At 42.4% G+C, this 21,024-nt stretch carries 24 protein-coding genes and 1 other RNA gene; 23 read left to right on the plus strand and 2 right to left on the minus strand.

Annotated elements, in window-relative coordinates:
• Window positions 1-97: 97 nt before the first annotated feature.
• A complete protein-coding gene (gene pbp1a / locus GMD6S_RS01670) occupies window positions 98-2,266 on the minus strand; it encodes a penicillin-binding protein PBP1A (protein ID WP_001041841.1) in 2,169 nt (722 codons plus the stop codon).
• On the minus strand, window positions 2,263-2,859 hold the full coding sequence (recU, locus tag GMD6S_RS01675) for a Holliday junction resolvase RecU (protein WP_000248759.1): 597 nt from the start codon (window positions 2,857-2,859) through the stop codon (window positions 2,263-2,265). The genes pbp1a and recU overlap by 4 nt, the downstream gene beginning before the upstream one ends.
• Before the next feature lie 66 nt (window positions 2,860-2,925).
• Here recU and GMD6S_RS01680 point away from each other — a divergent pair, with 66 nt between their 5' ends.
• From GMD6S_RS01680 to GMD6S_RS01790, 23 genes are all read left to right on the plus strand, one after another.
• On the plus strand, window positions 2,926-3,453 hold the full coding sequence (locus tag GMD6S_RS01680; RefSeq protein ID WP_000199581.1) for a DUF1273 domain-containing protein: 528 nt from the start codon (window positions 2,926-2,928) through the stop codon (window positions 3,451-3,453).
• Window positions 3,454-3,522: 69 nt separating this feature from the next.
• Entirely contained in the window at window positions 3,523-3,852 is a 330-nt protein-coding gene (gpsB, locus tag GMD6S_RS01685) for a cell division regulator GpsB (RefSeq protein ID WP_000146523.1), read from the plus strand.
• A gap of 20 nt (window positions 3,853-3,872) precedes the next feature.
• An RNA gene (gene rnpB / locus GMD6S_RS12080) (RNase P RNA component class B) lies at window positions 3,873-4,254 on the plus strand.
• Between the two features lie 83 nt (window positions 4,255-4,337).
• Entirely contained in the window at window positions 4,338-5,495 is a 1,158-nt protein-coding gene (locus GMD6S_RS01695) for a THUMP domain-containing class I SAM-dependent RNA methyltransferase (protein WP_000662908.1), read from the plus strand.
• Window positions 5,496-5,507: 12 nt separating this feature from the next.
• Entirely contained in the window at window positions 5,508-6,953 is a 1,446-nt protein-coding gene (mapZ, locus tag GMD6S_RS01700; RefSeq protein ID WP_000039240.1) for a cell division site-positioning protein MapZ, read from the plus strand.
• 75 nt (window positions 6,954-7,028) lie between these two features.
• Window positions 7,029-8,453, plus strand: coding sequence for an NADP-dependent phosphogluconate dehydrogenase (gndA, locus tag GMD6S_RS01705; RefSeq protein WP_000158764.1), 1,425 nt, complete (start codon window positions 7,029-7,031; stop codon window positions 8,451-8,453).
• A gap of 11 nt (window positions 8,454-8,464) precedes the next feature.
• On the plus strand, window positions 8,465-9,154 hold the full coding sequence (locus GMD6S_RS01710; protein WP_000518004.1) for a response regulator transcription factor: 690 nt from the start codon (window positions 8,465-8,467) through the stop codon (window positions 9,152-9,154).
• 99 nt (window positions 9,155-9,253) lie between these two features.
• Window positions 9,254-10,258 carry a choline-binding protein CbpJ gene (gene cbpJ, locus GMD6S_RS01715; RefSeq protein WP_008292544.1) on the plus strand — a complete coding sequence of 335 codons (1,005 nt, stop codon included), beginning with the start codon at window positions 9,254-9,256 and terminating at the stop codon, window positions 10,256-10,258.
• A gap of 117 nt (window positions 10,259-10,375) precedes the next feature.
• The gene (mvk, locus tag GMD6S_RS01720) at window positions 10,376-11,254 is read left to right on the plus strand and encodes a mevalonate kinase (protein ID WP_000163296.1); all 879 of its coding nucleotides are present in this window, start codon (window positions 10,376-10,378) and stop codon (window positions 11,252-11,254) included.
• A complete protein-coding gene (mvaD, locus tag GMD6S_RS01725) occupies window positions 11,236-12,189 on the plus strand; it encodes a diphosphomevalonate decarboxylase (protein ID WP_000375373.1) in 954 nt (317 codons plus the stop codon). Before mvk ends, mvaD begins: the two co-directional genes overlap by 19 nt.
• Window positions 12,176-13,183: a phosphomevalonate kinase gene (locus GMD6S_RS01730; protein ID WP_000562389.1), complete on the plus strand. Its 1,008-nt coding sequence runs from the start codon at window positions 12,176-12,178 to the stop codon at window positions 13,181-13,183. The genes mvaD and GMD6S_RS01730 overlap by 14 nt, the downstream gene beginning before the upstream one ends.
• A complete protein-coding gene (gene fni, locus GMD6S_RS01735) occupies window positions 13,167-14,168 on the plus strand; it encodes a type 2 isopentenyl-diphosphate Delta-isomerase (protein ID WP_000210639.1) in 1,002 nt (333 codons plus the stop codon). Before GMD6S_RS01730 ends, fni begins: the two co-directional genes overlap by 17 nt.
• A 167-nt stretch (window positions 14,169-14,335) precedes the next feature.
• Window positions 14,336-15,034, plus strand: a complete 699-nt coding sequence (gene liaF / locus GMD6S_RS01740; protein WP_000714484.1) for a cell wall-active antibiotics response protein LiaF — start codon at window positions 14,336-14,338, stop codon at window positions 15,032-15,034.
• On the plus strand, window positions 15,031-16,029 hold the full coding sequence (locus GMD6S_RS01745) for a sensor histidine kinase (RefSeq protein ID WP_000744932.1): 999 nt from the start codon (window positions 15,031-15,033) through the stop codon (window positions 16,027-16,029). Before liaF ends, GMD6S_RS01745 begins: the two co-directional genes overlap by 4 nt.
• Window positions 16,030-16,039: 10 nt before the next feature.
• Window positions 16,040-16,672 (plus strand): response regulator transcription factor, encoded by a 633-nt coding sequence (locus GMD6S_RS01750; RefSeq protein WP_000698452.1) that lies wholly within the window; start codon window positions 16,040-16,042, stop codon window positions 16,670-16,672.
• Window positions 16,673-17,329 carry a DNA alkylation repair protein gene (locus GMD6S_RS01755; protein ID WP_000060522.1) on the plus strand — a complete coding sequence of 219 codons (657 nt, stop codon included), beginning with the start codon at window positions 16,673-16,675 and terminating at the stop codon, window positions 17,327-17,329.
• 116 nt (window positions 17,330-17,445) lie between these two features.
• On the plus strand, window positions 17,446-17,607 hold the full coding sequence (locus GMD6S_RS12680) for a hypothetical protein (RefSeq protein WP_000623739.1): 162 nt from the start codon (window positions 17,446-17,448) through the stop codon (window positions 17,605-17,607).
• Between the two features lie 2 nt (window positions 17,608-17,609).
• Complete coding sequence (locus GMD6S_RS01765) at window positions 17,610-18,437, plus strand: replication initiator protein A (RefSeq protein ID WP_000439727.1); 828 nt, start codon at window positions 17,610-17,612, stop codon at window positions 18,435-18,437.
• Between the two features lie 433 nt (window positions 18,438-18,870).
• On the plus strand, window positions 18,871-19,209 hold the full coding sequence (locus tag GMD6S_RS01770) for a hypothetical protein (RefSeq protein ID WP_001031739.1): 339 nt from the start codon (window positions 18,871-18,873) through the stop codon (window positions 19,207-19,209).
• A 98-nt stretch (window positions 19,210-19,307) separates the two neighbouring features.
• Entirely contained in the window at window positions 19,308-19,538 is a 231-nt protein-coding gene (locus GMD6S_RS01775) for a PC4/YdbC family ssDNA-binding protein (RefSeq protein WP_029709290.1), read from the plus strand.
• A gap of 5 nt (window positions 19,539-19,543) precedes the next feature.
• Window positions 19,544-19,768, plus strand: coding sequence for a hypothetical protein (locus GMD6S_RS01780; RefSeq protein WP_000379145.1), 225 nt, complete (start codon window positions 19,544-19,546; stop codon window positions 19,766-19,768).
• 21 nt (window positions 19,769-19,789) lie between these two features.
• The gene (locus GMD6S_RS01785) at window positions 19,790-20,521 is read left to right on the plus strand and encodes a type IV secretion system protein (protein ID WP_000368851.1); all 732 of its coding nucleotides are present in this window, start codon (window positions 19,790-19,792) and stop codon (window positions 20,519-20,521) included.
• A gap of 45 nt (window positions 20,522-20,566) precedes the next feature.
• A complete protein-coding gene (locus GMD6S_RS01790) occupies window positions 20,567-20,986 on the plus strand; it encodes a hypothetical protein (protein WP_001291572.1) in 420 nt (139 codons plus the stop codon).
• The last annotated feature ends 38 nt before the right edge of the window (window positions 20,987-21,024 follow it).

Consider the following 21,024-nt stretch of genomic DNA (forward strand, 5'->3'; position numbering starts at 1 on the left):
GAAAAAGCCTGAGAAGATGTCTTCTCAGGCTTTTGTTAAGCAGATAGATGCAATAGTGCTATGAAAAAATCACCCAGATTTTTCTGGGTGATAAATGTTATGGTTGTGCTGGTTGAGGATTCTGATTTTGGTTCTGGTTTTGTTGACCAGGCGTTGTATTTGGTTGCTGGTTATTGGTATTATTGTTTGCACTATTATTCGTGCTTGGAGTAGTTGAGCTTGACTGTGAAGTTGAACTTTCTGATGTCGAGCTCGAACTTTCAGGTGTTGGGGCCTGTTGCGGAGCAGGGGCAGTCCATGCAGAACGAGCACTGTTTTTAAAGACGAACTCACCACTTCGATAGAGGCCTTCTGGCATAGTCCAGTCGCCAGGGTTGTTATCCTCAGACAGATAAGTCATCATTGAACGGTAAACCTTAGCAGCAACATAGAAGCCATCACCAACGATAGGAGTCAGGCGGTTTGAGTAACCTGTCCATACAGCCATTGAATATTTGCGAGTATAACCAACAAACATTTCGTCTGGGGCTACATAACCAGTATTTTTGATGTAGTTTTCAATTTCATCATCTGTATAGTTTGATGTACCAGTCTTACCAGCTTGAGGTAGCCAAGGGAGATAAGCACCACGACCCGTTCCGTATGCCAAGACAGTCTTCATCATTTCTGTCATCATATAGGCGGTCGTCTCTTTCATGGCACGAGTACCAGGATCAGCGTATTCTTTTGAGCTACCATCGCTAAAGACGATTTTGTTGATATACATTGGTTTATGGTAGATACCACCGTTAGCAAAAGCAGCGTAAGCAGCAGCCATTTTCTCACTACTTGCTCCGTACTTTTTGTTTGACTCAGTCGTATTACTTGAAATCGCGTTGGCATAGTGCATATCTGGATAGTCAATACCGATTCCATTCAGGAAGGTCTTGGCTCTATCCAAACCGACTTTGTTCAAGGTTTCTACGGCTGTAACGTTCCGTGATTGTTGGAGCGCATATTGGATGGTGATATTTCCAAAATAACTTCTATCCCAGTTGTAAACAGGGGTATCTGTTCCAGGATAGTTGTATGGAACATCATGTACAATCGAAGCAGTTGAGTCGTAGATGTCATACTCCAAGGCAGGAGCATAGTCTGTGATTGGCTTCATGGTAGAACCCCAGTCACGGTTGGTTTCCACAGCTTGGTTGATTCCGAAGGAAACATTGCTTGATTGGTGACGAGAACCTAACTGAGCAATGACTTTCCCATTTGTCACATCCACAATCGTTGAAGCTACTTGCATTTCATCATCTGGATAGTTGACATACTCGTCGGTATTGTAGATATCCCAGAGATGTTGTTGAACTTTAGGATCAACGTTGGTGTAGACGTCCATACCAGTCGTTAAGAGGTTGTAGCCTGTTTCTTGTTCGACTTGATCGATTACCTCTTTGAGATAGTTGTCCATGTATGGAGGATAACTATTAGCTGATTTTAGACTTTGAAGTCCATCTGTAATCGGAGTATTAATCGCTTTTTCATATTGCTCAGCTGAAATGTAACCTTGCCCCTTCATCTCAGAGAGGACGAGATTACGACGTTCTTGAGCAGCTTCTGGATGCGAGTATGGATCATACTGGTTTGGAGCCTGAGGCATACCAGCAAGGAGAGCCAATTGAGGAATACTTAGATCTTTGAGATCCTTGCCATAGTAACTTTGGGCAGCTGTCTGCATTCCGTAGTTCCCGTTTGACATGTAAACCTTGTTGATGTAGTAGGTCAAGATCTCTTGTTTAGTCGCTTTTTGTTCTAGCTGAACGGCTAACCAAGCTTCCTGGGCCTTACGAGAAAGAGTTTGATCAGAAGTTGACGTAGAGAAATAGGTTAACTTGATCAACTGCTGTGTCAAGGTGGAAGCTCCTTGCAGACCTCCACCACCACGAAGGTTTCGGAGGGTAGCACCTAGGATACGGATCGTGTCGATTCCTCGGTGATTAAAGAAGCGATGGTCCTCAATCGAAACAATAGCGTTGACCAAATCGGTCGGTATTTCGTTTGCTTGGGCATTGACTCGACGTTCCGATCCAAGATCAGCAATAAGCTCGTCATTGCTATCATAGATCTTACTTGACGTTGTAGCAACTAGTTTACTTTCAGAAAGTTCTGGAGCCTTGCTAACATAGTAGAGGAAGAGACCTCCACCAAGCATTACAGCTGCGATAAATACAGTTAAGAGACTGATGCTGACATACTTAGCTATTCGCAGAAAAGTTTGTTTGTTCATCTTGTTTTACCACCTAGTAAATGTTCTTTGATAATGTCGAGGTAGGGAATTTGAGGAAAGGCACCAGGCTCAATCCTATATCCATTTTCTCGAATATATCCAAGTGGCATTGACTTCTGTCCCTTATCTTGATGATAGAAACGGATGAGGTCAATAGCCGGTAATAAGTAGGTTTCTTGCTGAGAAGAAAAGTGAAGGAGTACAAAGCAGATTCCTTGCTGGGCAAGGACTTGTTCCATATGCTGGATCTGATGGGGATGAAAATTCTTCATCGGTATCGCATGTTTTTGCCTGGTTTCCTTTGCTTCAAAGTCGATGTAGTATCCATCATAAACCCCTGAATAGTCAGTAGTTGAGGCTTGTCTAAAGTAGGCTTCAACAATCTTGGCACGACTTCGTTGGGGATAATCAACACGTACAATTTGGATGGGAGTCGGTTTCTTGTGAATAACAGCTAACCCATGCGACAAATAGTAGTCGTTCGTAGCATTGATCATCTTTTCAAAAGACATTCCCCGATTTGCGAAATTTTTAGTTTGTGACAGGGGTGCTTGCCTCTTTTGAGATGAAATTTTATGTGGATAGTTGACCATAATTCTCCTTATTGGTACAATAACATCACTCTATTATATCATAAATTTACAAAGAAAGGGTTAAAAATGACATCAGCCTTGATTTTAGGCTATTCAGCCTTCGACCTTGGTCTCTTTAATGACAAGGATATTCGAGTTGATATTATCAAAACAGCTATTCGGAGAGACTTGGAACGTCTAGCAGAGGATGGGGTGACCTGGCTTGTCTTTACAGGGACCTTGGGCTTTGAGTACTGGGCGCTTCAGGTGGCGAAAGACATGAAAGCAGACTATGGATTTCAACTGGCGACCATTTTTGATTTTGAAACCCATGGCAGTAATTGGAATGAAGCAAATCAAGCGAAATTGAGTGAGTTCAAGCAAGTTGATTTTGTCAAATACGCCTATCCACAATATGAGCACAAGGGACAATTACGCGATTATCAGAAATTTTTGCTGGAAAATACAGATACTTGTTACCTTTTTTACGACGAAGAAAACGAAACCAAGTTACGATATTTTTACCAAATGATGAAAAATCAAGCGGACTATGTTACAAGAAGATTAACATTTGAGGACTTGAATGAAATAGTAGAAAATTTTTCTGAAAAGTAAGCCTTTGACCTTGATTTTTACTTGTCTTTTTTTATATAATAATACTAGTAAACCAGAATGGAGAGAGACATGGCAAGTATTATATTTTCAGCGAAAGATATTTTTGAACAAGAATTTGGACGTGAAGTACGTGGATACAGCAAAGCAGAGGTAGACGAATTCCTAGACGATGTGATTAAGGACTATGAAACCTACGCAGCTTTGGTCAAATCTCTTCGTCAAGAGATTGCTGATTTGAAGGAAGAATTATCTCATAAACCACAGGTAGCGCCAACTCAACCAGACTCTATTGAAGTAACGGCTTCTACTTCAATGACAAACTTTGATATTTTGAAACGCTTAAATCGTCTCGAAAAAGAAGTATTTGGTAAGCAAATCTTAGACAACCAAGATTTATAATTGACTAAGGAATGAGTGCAATTTTTGGATAATCGCGTGAAGAGGTTCTCTTTTCATGAGGAAAGTCCATGCTAGCACAGGCTGTGATGCCTGTAGTGTTTGTGCTAGGCGAATCCATAAGCCTAGGGACGAGAAATCGTTACGGCAGTCGAAATGGCTAAGTCTTCGGATAGGTCAGAATAGGCTTGAAAGTGCCACAGTGACGGAGTCTTTCTGGAAACAGAGAGAGTGGAACGCGGTAAACCCCTCAAGCTAGCAACCCAAATTTTGGTCGGGGCATGGAGTGCACGGAAACGAACGTAGTACTCTGACTGCTATCAGATTTATGCTGTTAGCGGTAGACAGATGATTATCGAAGGAAGTGGTCCTAGTCACTTCTGGAACAAAACATGGCTTATAGAAAATTGCATATAGGTTGGGGCTGAGAAATCTTTCTCAACCTCATTTTTTAAAGTGAACAAGAGAAAGGTCTTGCAAGACTAGAAATGAAAGAACAATTTAATTTAATCGCAACTGCTGCGGCGGGGCTTGAGGCTGTCGTTGGACGTGAGGTGCGAGACCTTGGTTATGATTGCCAGGTTGAAAATGGGCGTGTCCGCTTCCAAGGAGATGTGAAGGCAATCATTGAGACCAATCTTTGGCTTCGTGCAGCGGATCGCATCAAGATTGTAGTCGGAAGTTTTCCAGCTAAGACTTTTGAAGAGCTTTTTCAAGGCGTTTTTGCTCTAGATTGGGAAAACTATCTCCCGCTAGGAGCACGTTTCCCGATATCAAAGGCAAAATGTGTCAAGTCTAAACTCCACAACGAGCCCAGTGTTCAGGCTATTTCTAAGAAGGCTGTTGTGAAGAAATTACAAAAACACTATACCCGTCCAGAAGGAGTTCCCTTGATGGAAACTGGTCCCGAGTTTAAGATTGAGGTATCTATCCTGAAAGATGTGGCAACTGTCATGATTGACACGACAGGTTCTAGCCTTTTTAAACGTGGTTATCGTACGGAAAAGGGTGGAGCTCCTATCAAGGAAAATATGGCAGCGGCCATTTTACAACTCTCTAACTGGTATCCAGACAAGCCATTGATTGATCCGACCTGTGGGTCAGGAACTTTCTGTATCGAGGCGGCTATGATTGCCAGAAAGATGGCGCCAGGACTTCGACGTTCCTTTGCATTTGAGGAATGGAACTGGGTCAGCGATCGGTTAATCCAGGAAGTTCGCACAGAGGCGGCTAAGAAAATTGATCGTGAACTGGAACTGGACATTATGGGCTGTGATATAGATGCTCGCATGGTGGAAATTGCCAAGGCAAATGCTCAAGCAGCAGGTGTCGCAGGTGATATTACCTTTAAGCAAATGCGGGTACAGGACTTGCGCACTGACAAGATTAATGGCGTTATCATTTCCAATCCACCATATGGGGAACGTTTGTCTGATGATGCAGGAGTTACCAAGCTCTATGCTGAGATGGGACAAGTCTTTGCACCACTGAAAACGTGGAGTAAGTTTATCCTGACGAGTGACGAAGCTTTTGAAAGCAAGTACGGAAGTCCAGCTGACAAAAAACGAAAACTCTATAACGGGACCTTAAAAGTGGATTTGTATCAATACTTTGGTCAGCGTGTCAAACGCCAAGAGGTAAAATAGAAAGGTGAACTCATGAGTAAGAAAAGACGTGATCGTCATAAAAAAGGACATCAAGAACCACAATTCGACTTTGATGAAGCAAAAGACTTGACTGTTGGTCAAGTCATTCGTAAGAATGAAGAGGTTGAAGCAGGAGTATTGCCTGAGGACAGTATCTTAGACAAATACATCAAACAGCACCGTGAAGAAATCGAAGCCGACAAGTTTGAAACTCGTCAGTTTAAAAAAGAAGAGCTAGCTTCTACTCAAAACCTAGAGGAAATGATCCAAGAAGTTCGTGAATCAAGTGAACCTTCTGATCAGGTAGACGATTCAGACATGGTTGCTGAGGAATCTATTGAAGAGATAGAAAATGAAGAGACTACTCAGTTTGTCCCACCACTTCAAGATGAAGAAAGTGCTGAAATAGAGCCTCTCGTTTTAACAGAAACAGAGCCCAAGGAAATAAATGAGGAACAAGAAGAGGCGACCTATACACCTCTATCACGTTCGGCTCAAACAGAACCTGAAACAGGCTCTAAGAAGAAAGGTGTCATCATCATTGCTTCGGTAGTAGCTGCAATCCTTGTGCTTGCTGGAACATATTATGTCTACCGTCAAGTATCTCGTTCAAACCAAGAAATCCAGTCTTCTCAAGCAGCCTCTTCGGATGATCAAGGGACACAAACAGCTTTGAAAGACTTCAATGATCTCTATGATACTTTCTATACGGATGCCAATAAGACAGCTCTGAAAAACAGCCAGTTTGATAAATTGAGCCAACTGAAAACCTTGCTAGATAAGTTAGAAGGTAGCCGTGAATATACACTAGCTAAGTCAAGATATGATAGCCTAGCAACTCAAATCAAGGCCATTCAAGATGTTAATGCCCTCTTTGAAAGTCCAGCAATCACTGACGGTGTCTTGGATACCAATGCGAAAGCCAAAGCAGATGCTAAGTTTACAGAAATCAAGACAGGTAACACAGAACTAGACAAACTCTTGGATAAGGCCATTAGTCTTGGTAAGAGTCAACAAACCAGTGCTTCCAGCTCAAGTTCGAGCTCTAGCACGAGTCAAGCAAGCTCAAGTTCAGCTACAGAAAGCAATGCAAGTAGTACGACACCTTCAACAAGCAACACGGCACCAGCTAGAGACACGAATGGTGGTTTGTCTGGCGATGGGGTTAATCTTCAAAGAAGTGCTAGTCGTGTACCGTACAACCAATCAGCTGTAGACGATAGCAACAACCCTGCTTGGACGTTTGCGGATGGTGTATTGGAACAAGTCCTAGCAACATCACGTGCTCGTGGCTATATCACTGGAAATCAATATATCCTAGAACGTGTCAATATCGTAAACGGAAATGGTTATTATAACCTCTATAAACCAGATGGAACCTATCTCTTCACCCTTAACTGTAAGACTGGTTACTTTGTAGGGAATGGTTCTGGTCATGCAGATGACTTGGACTACTAAGCGACCGTTACAAAATTCTTTCCTTTCATAGGTAAAAATGATAAAATAAAACATATTAAACAAGAGGAGTGTCACATGACAAAAGCTAACTTTGGTGTCGTTGGTATGGCCGTAATGGGTCGTAACCTTGCCCTAAATATCGAATCTCGTGGCTATACAGTTGCCATTTACAACCGTAGTAAAGAAAAAACAGAAGATGTCATTGCTTGCCATCCTGAAAAGAACTTTGTGCCAAGCTATGACGTGGAAAGCTTTGTAAACTCAATCGAAAAACCTCGTCGTATCATGCTCATGGTTCAAGCTGGACCTGGTACAGACGCAACTATCCAAGCCCTTCTTCCACACCTTGACAAGGGAGATATCTTGATTGACGGAGGAAACACTTTCTACAAAGATACCATCCGTCGTAATGAAGAATTGGCAAACTCAGGGATCAACTTTATCGGTACTGGGGTTTCCGGTGGTGAAAAAGGTGCCCTTGAAGGTCCTTCTATCATGCCTGGTGGACAAAAAGAAGCCTACGAATTGGTTGCTGATGTTCTTGAAGAAATCTCAGCTAAAGCACCAGAAGATGGCAAACCATGTGTGACTTACATCGGTCCTGATGGAGCTGGTCACTATGTGAAAATGGTTCACAACGGTATCGAGTATGGTGACATGCAATTAATCGCAGAAAGTTATGACTTGATGCAACACTTGCTTGGTCTTTCTGCAGAAGATATGGCTGCAATCTTTACTGAGTGGAACAAGGGTGAATTGGACAGCTACTTGATCGAAATCACAGCTGATATCTTGAGCCGTAAAGACGATGAAGGTCAAGATGGACCAATCGTAGATTACATCCTTGACGCTGCTGGCAACAAGGGAACAGGTAAATGGACTAGCCAATCATCACTTGACCTTGGTGTGCCATTGTCACTTATCACTGAGTCAGTATTTGCTCGCTACATCTCTACATACAAAGAAGAGCGTGTGCATGCTAGCAAGGTTCTTCCAAAACCAGCTGCCTTCAAATTTGAAGGTGACAAGGCTGAGTTGATCGAAAAGATCCGTCAAGCACTTTACTTCTCAAAAATTATCTCATACGCACAAGGCTTTGCCCAATTGCGTGTGGCTTCTAAAGAAAATAACTGGAACTTGCCATTTGCAGACATCGCCTCTATCTGGCGTGATGGCTGTATCATCCGTTCTCGTTTCTTGCAAAAGATCACAGATGCCTACAACCGTGATGCAGACCTTGCAAACCTTCTCTTGGATGAGTACTTCTTGGATGTTACTGCTAAGTACCAACAAGCAGTGCGTGATATCGTAGCTCTTGCTGTTCAAGCTGGTGTACCAGTGCCAACCTTCTCAGCAGCTATTACTTACTTTGATAGCTACCGTTCAGCTGACCTTCCTGCTAACTTGATCCAAGCGCAACGTGACTACTTTGGTGCCCACACTTACCAACGTAAAGACAAAGAGGGAACCTTCCACTACTCTTGGTATGACGAAAAATAAGTAGGTCTGCCATGGGGAAACGGATTTTATTACTTGAGAAAGAACGAAATCTCGCTCATTTTCTCAGTCTGGAACTCCAAAAAGAGCAATACCGTGTTGATCTGGTTGAGGAGGGGCAAAAAGCCCTCTCCATGGCTCTCCAGACAGATTATGACTTGATTTTACTGAATGCTCGTCTGGGGGATATGACGGCCCAGGATTTTGCAGAGAGGCTGAGTCGGACAAAACCAGCCTCAGTGATTATGGTCTTAGACCATCGCGAAGAATTGCAAGACCAGATTGAGACAATCCAGCGCTTCGCCGTTTCTTACATCTATAAGCCAGTGATTATTGATGATCTAGTTGCTCGTATTTCAGCGATTTTCCGAGGTCGGGACTTTATCGACCAACACTGTAGTCAGATGAAGGTCCCAACGTCTTACCGCAATTTGCGTATGGATGTAGAACATCATACCGTTTATCGTGGCGAGGAGATGATTGCTCTGACGCGCCGTGAGTATGACCTTTTGGCCACTCTCATGGGAAGCAAGAAGGTCTTGACTCGTGAGCAGTTGTTGGAAAGTGTCTGGAAGTACGAAAGTGCGACAGAAACCAATATCGTGGATGTTTATATCCGTTATCTACGTAGCAAGCTTGATGTAAAAGGTCAAAAAAGCTACATTAAAACTGTGCGTGGTGTTGGGTACACCATGCAAGAATAGAAAAGCAGTTGCAGTTTTGTAACTGCTTTTTTTGAGAAGTTTCTATATATTGACATACAATAAAGTCTTTGCTACAATCAGTTATGGAGGATACGTCTAATGAAAATAATAAAAAAATTGATGCAAATCGCATTAGCAGTCTTTTTCTTTGGTTTGCTAGCGACAAGTGCAGTATTGGCGGATGATACTGATTCAGAAGGCTGGCAATTTGTCCAAGAAAATGGTAGAACCTACTACAAGAAGGGGGAACTCAAAGAAACCTACTGGCGAGTGATTGATGGGAAGTACTATTATTTTGATCCTTTATCTGGAGAGATGGTTGTCGGCTGGCAGTATATCCCGTTTCCATCTAAAGGTAGTACAATTGGTCCTTACCCAAATGGTATCAGATTAGAAGGTTTTCCAAAGTCAGAGTGGTACTACTTTGACAAAAATGGAGTGCTACAAGAGTTTGTTGGTTGGAAAGCATTAGAAATTAAAACTAAAGACAGTGTTGGAAGAAAGTATGGTGAAAAACGTACAAATCCGGAAGATAAAGAAGAGAAGAGTTTTTACACGAACTATTACTTTAATCAAAATCATTCTTTAAAGACAGGTTGGCTTTATGACCAGTCTAATTGGTATTATCTAGCTAAAACGGAAATTAATGGAGAAAACTATATTGGTGGTGAAAGACGTGCAGGTTGGATAAACGATGGTTCAGCTTGGTACTATCTAGATTCAGAAACTGGTATCATGCAAACTGGTTGGAAGCAAATTGGCAATAAGTGGTACTACCTCCGTTCATCAGGAGCTATGACAACTGGCTGGTATCAGGAAGGTTCAACTTGGTACTATTTAGATGCTGAAAATGGCGATATGAAAACAGGCTGGCAATATCTTGGTAACAAGTGGTACTATCTCCGTTCATCAGGATCTATGGCGACTGGTTGGTATCAGGAAGGTTCGACTTGGTATTATCTAAACGCAAGTAATGGCGATATGAAGACAGGCTGGTTCCAGGTTAATGGCAAATGGTACTACGCTTATAGTTCAGGTGCTTTAGCAGTGAATACGACTGTAGAAGGCTATTCTGTCAACTATAATGGCGAATGGGTTCAATAATGAAAGAGGCGATTGTGAAGGAAACAATCGCTTTTTTTGTGAAAATATAATAAAATAGATAGGAGAAAATACTACTGTATGAAATGAGACGGTCTTTCCGTCTGGTTAAAGGAAAACATGACAAAAAAAGTTGGTGTCGGTCAGGCACATAGTAAGATTATTTTAATAGGAGAGCATGCGGTTGTTTACGGTTATCCAGCCATTTCCCTGCCTCTCATAGAGGTGGAGGTGACTTGTAAGGTGGTCCCTGCTGAAAGTCCGTGGCGTCTTTATGAGGAGGATACCTTGTCCATGGCAGTGTATGCCTCGCTGGAGTATTTGGATATCAAAGAAGCTTGCATTCGATGTGTGATTGACTCGGCTATCCCTGAAAAACGGGGAATGGGTTCGTCAGCGGCTATCAGCATAGCGGCCATACGTGCGGTATTTGACTACTATCAAGCCGATCTGCCTCATGATGTACTAGAAATCTTGGTCAATCGGGCTGAAATGATTGCCCATATGAATCCAAGTGGTTTGGATGCCAAGACCTGTCTCAGTGACCAACCTATTCGCTTTATCAAGAATGTTGGTTTTACAGAACTTGAGATGAACCTATCTGCCTATTTGGTGATTGCAGATACAGGTGTGTATGGCCACACTCGTGAAGCCATCCAAGTGGTTCAAAGTATGGGGAAGGATGCCCTACCGTTTTTGCATGCCTTGGGAGAATTGACCCAGCAAGCAGAAGATGCGATTAGACGAAAAGATGCTGAAGGATTGGGACAAATCCTCAGTCAAGCGCATTTACATTTAAAAGAAATTGGTGTCAGCAGCCCTGAGGCAGACTCCCTCGTTGAAACGGCTCTTAGCCATGGTGCTCTAGGTGCCAAGATGAGTGGTGGTGGGTTAGGAGGCTGTATCATAGCCTTGGCAGCCAATCTGGATCAAGCAGAAGAACTAGCAAAACGATTAGAAGAGAAAGGAGCTGTTCAGACATGGATCGAAAGCCTGTAACAGTACGTTCCTACGCAAATATTGCCATTATTAAATATTGGGGAAAGAAAAAAGAAAAAGAGATGGTTCCTGCTACTAGCAGTATCTCTCTTACTTTGGAAAATATGTACACAGAGACGACCTTGTCGCCTCTACCGACGGATGCGACTGCTGATGCCTTTTATATCAATGGTCAGCTTCAGAGTGAGGCTGAGCATGCTAAAATGAGCAAAATCATCAACCGTTACCGTCCAGAAGGTGAGGGATTTGTCCGTATCGATACCCAAAACAACATGCCGACTGCGGCTGGCTTGTCATCCAGTTCTAGTGGTTTGTCCGCCTTGGTCAAGGCTTGCAATGCTTATTTCCAGCTTGGTTTGAATCGGAGTCAGTTGGCACAGGAGGCTAAGTTTGCTTCTGGTTCTTCCTCTCGTAGTTTTTATGGGCCACTCGGTGCCTGGGACAAGGATAGTGGGGAGATTTACCCTGTAGAGACAGACTTGAGACTAGCTATGATTATGTTGGTGCTAGAGGACAAGAAAAAACCAATTTCTAGCCGTGATGGGATGAAACTCTGTGTGGAAACCTCGACGACCTTTGATGATTGGGTGCGCCAGTCTGAGAAGGATTATCAAGATATGCTCGTCTATCTTAAAGAGAATGATTTTGCCAAGGTTGGGGAATTAACGGAGAAAAATGCCCTAGCCATGCACGCTACGACCAAAACTGCTAGTCCAGCCTTTTCATATCTGACGGATGCATCCTATGAAGCGATGGACTTTGTCCGCCAACTTCGTGAGCAAGGGGAAGCCTGCTACTTTACCATGGATGCCGGTCCCAATGTCAAGGTCCTCTGTCAGGAGAAAGACTTGGAGCATTTATCAGAAATCTTTGGTCAACGTTACCGCCTGATTGTGTCAAAAACAAAGGATTTGAGTCAAGATGATTGCTGTTAAAACTTGCGGAAAACTCTATTGGGCAGGGGAATACGCTATTCTAGAGCCAGGACAGTTAGCCTTGATAAAGGCCATTCCCATCTATATGAAGGCTGAGATTGCTTTTTCTGATAGCTACCGTATCTATTCAGATATGTTTGATTTCGCAGTGGACTTGACGCCAAATCCTGACTACAGCTTGATTCAAGAAACGATTGCTCTAGTGGAAGATTTCCTCATTTATCGTGGGCAAGCCTTGCGACCTTTTTCCTTGGAAATTCGTGGAAAAATGGAACGGGAAGGCAAAAAGTTTGGTCTGGGTTCTAGTGGTAGCGTCGTTGTCTTGGTGATCAAGGCCCTGCTGGCTCAATATGATATTACGGTTGATCCGGAACTCTTGTTCAAGCTGGCTAGCACGGTCTTACTCAAGCGAGGAGACAATGGTTCTATGGGAGATCTAGCCTGTATTGTGGCAGAAGATTTGGTTCTCTACCAGTCATTTGATCGCAAAAAGGTGGCTACGTGGCTGAAAGAAGAAAACTTGATGACAGTTTTGGAGCGTGACTGGGGCTTTTCTATCTCACAAGTGCAACCGGGCCTAGAATGTGATTTCCTAGTGGGATGGACCAAGCAAGTGGCCGTATCGAGTCAAATGGTTCAGCAAATCAAGCAAAGCATAGACCAGAATTTTTTAAGTTCCTCAAAAGCAACGGTTGCTGCTTTGGTAGAAGCCTTGGAGCAGGGGAATTCAGAAAAAATCATCGAGCAGGTGGAAACAGCCAGTCAGCTTTTAGAAGGCTTGAGCCTAGATATATACACACCTTCGCTGAGACAGTTGAAAGAAGCCAGTCAAGATTTGCAGGCTGTTGCCAAGAGTAGTGGCGCTGGTGGTGGTGACTGTGGGATTGCCTTGAGTTTTGATGAGCAATCAACTGAAACCATAAAAAATCGCTGGGCCGATCTGGGGATTGAGCTCTTATACCAAGAAAGGATAGGACATGACGACAAATCGTAAGGACGAGCATATCCGCTATGCCCTTGAGCAGAAAAGTTCCTATAATAGCTTTGATGAGGTGGAGTTGATTCATTCTTCCCTGCCTCTTTATGACCTGGATGAGATTGATTTGTCTACAGAGTTTGCAGGTCGAAAGTGGGACTTTCCTTTTTATATCAATGCCATGACAGGTGGGAGCGACAAAGGTAAAGAAATCAATCAAAAACTGGCTCAGGTGGCAGAAGCATGTGGGATTTTGTTTGTGACGGGCTCTTATAGCGCAGCCCTCAAAGATTCAACAGATGACTCTTTTTCTGTCAAATCTAGCCATCCAAAGCTTCTCCTTGGAACCAATATTGGCTTGGACAAGCCTGTTGAGTTGGGATTTCAGACTGTAGAAGCGATGAATCCTCTTCTCCTCCAAGTGCATGTTAATGTCATGCAGGAATTACTCATGCCGGAGGGAGAAAGAAAGTTTCGAAGCTGGCAATCGCATCTGGCAGACTATAGCAAGCAAATTCCCGTTCCTATTGTCTTAAAGGAAGTGGGCTTTGGAATGGATGTGAAGACCATCGAGAGAGCCTATGATCTGGGTGTTCGAACGGTTGACCTATCAGGTCGTGGTGGTACTAGCTTTGCCTATATCGAAAACCGTCGCAGTGGCCAGCGTGATTACCTCAATCAATGGGGGCAGTCTACTATGCAAGCCCTTCTCAATGCCCAAGACTGGAAAGACAAGGTCGAACTTTTGGTTAGCGGAGGCGTTCGGAACCCGCTGGATATGATTAAGTGCCTGGTCTTTGGAGCCAAGGCTGTGGGACTGTCACGTACCGTTCTTGAGTTGATTGAAACCTACTCCGTCGAAGAGGTGATTGGCATTGTCCAAGGCTGGAAAGAAGATCTGCGTTTGATCATGTGTGCCCTTAACTGTGCCACCATAGCGGATCTACAAAACGTAGACTATATTCTTTATGGCAAACTAAAAGAAGCAAAAGATCAGATGTAGAGAGGTCGGGACAAGAATCCCGCCCTTTTTTTGTAGCCTTTTGTCAACTGTAGTGAGTTGATGAAACCTAGCTTGTAGGAGCGATTTCTGTCCAATCTCCTTTTTCCATCCTCAGACCGAGGTGACTTTTTTGAATTGTGATAAAATAGAAGGGAGAGGATGCATCTATGAAAAAATTTCAAATCTTTTTATTTATCGAAGCCTGTCTATTGACGGGAGCTCTGATTTTGATGGTATCAGAGCATTTTTCGCGTTTTCTGCTGATTCTATTCCTCTTTTTGCTCTTGCTCCGCTATTATACAGGCAAAGAGGGCAACAACGTTTTCCTCCTTGTGGCGACTATTCTTTTCTTTTTCATCGTCATGCTCAATCCCTTTGTGATATTAGCTATCTTTGTGGCAGTTATTTATAGTCTCTTTCTTCTCTATCCGATGATGAATCAAGAAAGAGAGGAGACCGACTTGGTCTTTGAAGAGGTGGTAACGGTTAAAAATGAACACAATCCTTGGTTTAGCAATCTCCATCATTTCTCTAGTCACCAGACATGTCAATTTGACGATATCAACCTCTTTCGCCTCATGGGTAAGGACACCATTCATTTGGAAAGAGTTATCCTAACCAATCATGACAATGTCATTATCCTTAGAAAGATGGTCGGAACGACTAGGATTATCTTGCCCGTAGATGTGGAAATCAGCCTCAGTGTTAACTGTCTTTATGGAGATTTAACCTTCCTTCATCAACCTAAGCGAGCCCTCCGTAATGAACACTATCATCAGGAAACCAGAGACTACCTCAAGAGTAACAAGAGTGTCAAGATTTTCCTAACTACTATGGTTGGCGATGTGGAGGTGGTCAGAGGATGAAAAAGCAATCTTATCTGTTAATCGGCCTGACTTCACTCCTCTTTATTCTCTTTTTGGCTAATAGTCTGCTTGATATTCTAAATCTTGATTGGTCCTATTTGCTACAGGATATCGAGAAAACAGAGAAACTCATCTTCTTGATCTTGGTCTTTAGCCTTTCCATGACCTTCTTTTTTGTCCTCTTTTGGCGCGTGATAGAAGAAGTCTCTCGCAGAAAAATGCAAGTCAATCTCAAGCGACTGCTAGCAGGAAAAGAGGTGGTTGCCTTTGCAGATCCAGACTTGGATGCCAGTTTTAAGTCCTTGTCTGGCAAGCTTAACCTCTTGACAGAGGCTGTTCAAAAGGCTGAAAATCAAAGCCTGGTCAAGGAAGAAGCAATCATCGAGAAGGAACGAAAGCGGATTGCACGTGACTTGCACGATACAGTTAGTCAGGAGTTGTTTGCGGCTCATATGATTTTATCAGGTGTCAGCCAGCAGGCTTTGAAGCTGGATAGAGAAAAGATGCAGACCCAGTTGCAAAGTGTTGCAGCTATCCTTGAAACAGCCCAGAAAGATTTGCGGGTCTTGCTCCTACATTTGCGACCTGTTGAGTTGGAAGAGAAGAGTTTGGTTGAGGGGATTCAAATCCTCTTAAAAGAGCTAGAGGACAAGAGTGATCTCAAGGTTAGTCTCAAGCAGAATGTGTCTAAATTGCCCAAGAAGATTGAAGAGCATATCTTTCGTATTTTGCAGGAGTTGATCAGCAATACCCTCCGCCATGCCCAGGCATCTTGCTTAGATGTCTACCTCTATCAGACAGATGTTGAATTGCAACTAAAGGTGGTGGACAATGGGATTGGCTTCCAGTTAGGGAGTTTAGATGACTTGAGTTATGGACTGCGAAACATCAAGGAGCGGGTTGAAGATATGGCAGGAACGGTTCAACTCTTGACAGCACCTAAGCAAGGACTGGCGGTCGATATCCGTATTCCCCTGCTAGACAAGGAATCATAAAGGAGTAGAGATGAAAATTTTACTGGTAGATGACCATGAAATGGTCCGATTGGGCTTGAAAAGCTATTTTAATCTCCAAGACGATGTGGAAGTTGTGGGCGAGGCTGCCAATGGGGCTCAAGGTATTGAGTTGGCCTTGGAACTGCGTCCAGATGTCATTGTCATGGATATTGTCATGCCTGAGATGAATGGGATTGATGCAACCCTGGCTATTCTCAAAGAATGGCCTGAAGCCAAGATTTTGATTGTGACCTCTTACCTAGACAATGAAAAAATCATGCCTGTCTTGAATGCGGGTGCCAAAGGTTATATGCTCAAGACTTCTAGTGCAGACGAACTGCTTCATGCCGTCCGCAAGGTGGCTGCTGGAGAGCTTGCTATTGAACAAGAGGTCAGCAAGAAGGTCGAATACCACCGTAATCATATGGAGCTTCATGAGGAGCTGACTGCGCGTGAGCGAGACGTGCTCCAACTCATCGCTAAGGGCTACGAAAATCAACGCATTGCAGATGAACTCTTCATCTCTCTCAAGACGGTCAAGACCCACGTGTCCAACATCCTAGCCAAGCTTGAGGTCAGTGATCGCACCCAGGCTGCGGTCTATGCCTTTCAGCACCACTTGGTAGGGCGGGAGGACTTTTAGATGAGTCTTGTAGATTTACTTGAGGAGCTAGAAGCGGCGAAAGATCCTGAGAAAGCAGGCCCAATGGAAGCCTATATGCGATACCAATTTTCCTTTTTAGGTATTGCAGCTCCTGAAAGAAATGCCCTCTACAAAAAATACTTTCCAAGTGCGAAAAAAACAAAGCTCATCTATTGGGATTTTGTAGACACTTGCTGGGAAAAGGATGCTAGAGAATATCAATATGTGGCTGCCAACTATTTGAAAGCTATGCAGTCTTATTTGACGGAGAACGATTTGCCTAAGCTTGAGCGTCTAGTCGTAACCAAATCCTGGTGGGACACAGTAGATATCCTAGACCGAGTAGTAGGAAGTTTGGTATATGACAAGCCAGAACTGGGAGAAATCATCCTCAAATGGAGCCTATCAGACAATATCTGGCTGAGGCGAGTCGCTATTGACCACCAGTTGTTAAGAAAAGAGAAGACGGATGTTCAACTAATGGAAAAGGTCCTGCTCAATAATCTGGACCAGACCGAATTTTTTATCAACAAAGCCATCGGTTGGGCCCTAAGAGACTACTCCAAAACCAATCCGGAATGGGTAGCAAGCTTCATCGAAAAAAACAGGGAAAGAATGGCTGAACTCAGTATCAGGGAAGCAAGCAAGTACCTTTAGCATCATTGAAAAGCGCATGTATGTGTCCTAAATTGGGAGAATTGAATAAATAACATTGAGAGAACGTGAATAGCGTTCTCTTTTGTTTTTCTCAATTTAATCTCAGGAGGTCACAAATGATATCAAAAGAAAAAGAAACACGTGAATTGATTATTTCATTCTTGATGAAACAGACAGGGATAACCCGTCAAGAATCAATAGACAACATTAAAGAACTAGAATCTTTTGGATTGATTGCTTTTAATTCAAAAGGTGATCTTAGATTTAGGGAGGTTTAGATATGGAAAGAATTTCACTTGCACAGGTTAATAACGGAGAAAGATTCTTCCGTGTACCAAAGTTACTTTTTGAGTCTGAACTCTATAAAAAGATGTCTGCTGAATCTAAATTGCTTTATGCCATCCTAAAGGATAGATTTGAGTTATCAGTAAAAAACAACTGGATTGATGCTGATGGAAATATCTATTTCATCTTTACCGTTGAAGAAATTGGAGAGATGTTAGGTTACGGAAAAGATAAGGTTATTAAGCTGAAAAAAGAGTTGAAAAAATATGACCTACTCGAAGAAGTTCGCCAAGGTTTAAACAAACCCAATTTGATTTATCTTGGTTCTTTAAAGGTTGAAAATGAGGCTAAACCCTTGATACCAGCGGAAGTCGGAAATTCCGACTTCCAGAATTCTGAAAATCAGAATTCAAGAACTCTGGAAAACAGAAGTCAAGACTTCGGAATTTCAGAACCTAATGATACTGATTCTAGTGAGCCTGAGTTTAGTGATCCTGATTTTAGTTTAGAGGAGGAAGAAGAGAAAGCCCCTCAAAATCCTGAAGGAAAAAATAGGGGCAACCTTTCTCGAAAAGTTGATAAGGCGACTAAGTACGACCGAGATTATATTTGGAACTTGGTTCATGACCAGTTACTAAAAGAAAACTTCTCACAGGCTACCGCAGATTATGCGATGATACATTTTGATGACCGCTATCAATACGCTTTAGAGAATATGAGGTTTGCCCGCTCGTCTGAAATGGTTGCTGAATACGTATTTAACGGCGTGATGGCTGAATGGAGTCAGAGGATCAGAAAGCAACAAAATAAAGGGGTAAGCTGATGAAAAAGTTAGTAAAGAAAATTGCTCTAAATTTGCTGATTATTACTTGTATTTTTTGCGTATCATACTTTATGCCCAAAATTTTCCTTTCGGATTTTCCTGGTTTCCAGCAATTTATGAGCTTGTGTATGTTAGTAGCTGGCTATGGCCTCTTCTATGCTGATTAATATTTTCTTTGACCCAAGCAAGTCAATAAACTGCTGAAGCACTTTGACAACTGAATACCCCCTCTGCCCTGATACAGCGTGACTATGAGATACAAAATTGGGGGCGGAGTGTAAAGCTAGTCATCTAGCCTCAGTCACAGTGCGCATTTTTCGCGGGTTTGTCGTTTTGACCATAAACGGTGCGCATGAAACACGGATATAACCAAAAGGAGGTTATACAGCATGGGTGTAAATCAACCTGAATTTATTCGAGTAGGAGAGAAAGAATGAATAAATTTGAAGACCTTGCAAATATTGACGTTTGCATCAGAGACTTAAAAAAATTAGGACGTGAAGGTGGTGCTTCTGCTTATCTTGATAGTGGTGAAATACTGAAGTTAAAACCAAAGTATGGCACAGTATCAAGAAAAGCCTATGTCGCAGGAAAGCCTATGTACGTTGAGCTAAAGATTGAATACAAAGACGTTTTTTCCGCAATTCGCACAATAGAACGAAATGGAATTTTGGTTGCGAGAAGATGTCGATTTGGAATGTTCAACGTGCTTAGACTTACAGGGACGGGCTATCACCGCACTAGAAAACGAAGCACAGGAGGAAATTTATGACGGATTGGGAAAATGACAAAGGTTGGAAAGACAGTTTTGAAGACCAACAAAAGAAAATCCAGTCCAACCGTCAACCAACAAAAGATAATAATGAGCCTATACGCTTTAAAATCATTGAGACGATTGCTGTCCTATCAAAGAATGACAAAGGGTGGCAAAAGGAACTAAACATTATTTCATGGAATGATGCCGAGCCAAAATATGATATACGGTCATGGAAAGATGACCATTCACGAGTTGGCAAGGGTGTCACACTTTTTGAGGACGAAATGGTCGTCCTTGCAGATGCAATTAAACATTTACAAATTACAAAAAAGAAAGAGGATTAAATCTTATGGATACAGCAGTTAAAGTTTTTCAAATTGTTCAAGCAGTCGTTGGTATTACAGGACTTGTATGGGTTCTTGCAGGAATTATTGATTTCTTTGGTGGTCGTAACAACAATGACTCTATGCGCCAGGAAAAAGGGGCAAATGCCATGATTAACGGTGGCGCTATCGGTGTTATCGGGGCGGCGGTCTGCCAAGCAATTATTGCAGCGCTTCAAGCTATCAGCTAAATCTGAAAGGAGCTAGAGTGAATGGATAATATCACAAATTCTCTAGCTGAGTATAGTTCAACAGTCAATCAATACGCTGATAAGATTAACGGGGCTTTATTGCCAGTCGCTTCAATCTTGATTTTAACTTTCTTTCTATTTGATATTTTTTCATGGAATAGACGGTTAGGACAAGAGGGCGGTGGCTTAACGGTTCAGCTTTGGATGGAAGTAGCCCTTGGATATGCTATTGCATTTCTATTGGTTTATAACATTTCAGAAATCTTTGATTTTATCGTATTTGTCTTTAACAGGGGGATTGCTCTTGTCGATGGCGTGTTACCGAATAAAACATTTAAGTCTGATATGGATACTTCAGGTATAAGTGGATGGATAGCCAAACAGATTGTCAATATCGTAGGCAACTTTACTGAGCTAATAGCTGATGTATGTGCGAAATTACTTGTCTTTATGAGATTTTTCCAAATGTATCTCTTGAAGGCAGTCGCTCCGCTAATTGTGGCTTTCTTCATGTCTGAACAGACAAAGCCAGTAGCCGTCAACTTCTTAAAACACTTTTCAGCTTACGCCTTACAAGGGTTATTGCTTGTCATTATTGTCAGACTTTACCCAGCTTTGGTAACGGATGACTTATTTAAAGCATCATCAGGAGATTGGGCGACTGCTTTTGCATCTATCGCAAAAAGTATTGTCTATATTGTCGCCTTGTTCGGTAGTCAGCGCTTGGCAAAAACACTTTTAAATGCCATGTAAAAAAGCAATAAATTTGGTAAAATAGTTCTATAAGGAGGTGAGTTCATGTCAGAAAAACGATACTATATCAAGCGAGAAGGAAACCATTTCAAATTGTCTCCTCAATCGCAAGAAGAACTAGTAGAAACCCCTACACCAGTTCAATCAAACGCCCCTAAACGAGTGAAACGCTCCATTTGGTCAATGATTGGCAACTTCTTTAGTCTGATTTTATCAGGTCTGATTATGATTATTGGATTTCTGATTGCAACTCCATTTTTCCTTTTAAGTGTCCTTTGGAATTGGATAATCATGTTTATTGGTCTATCTATTTTTTGGAGTATTGCAGGAGTTATTTACTATGGGACGATTTTAGATTACGAAGTTAATACCAACCTTATATTTAATAATACTTCGATACCAATTCTTTTGATTGTGGCTTTAATTGGTGCTATCATGTCAACGATTGGACGCATGAGAGACTAACAAAATTGAAACTGTTGAACAAACACTTTGCCAGAGCA

It is taken from the genome of Streptococcus sp. GMD6S, assembly GCF_000297015.1.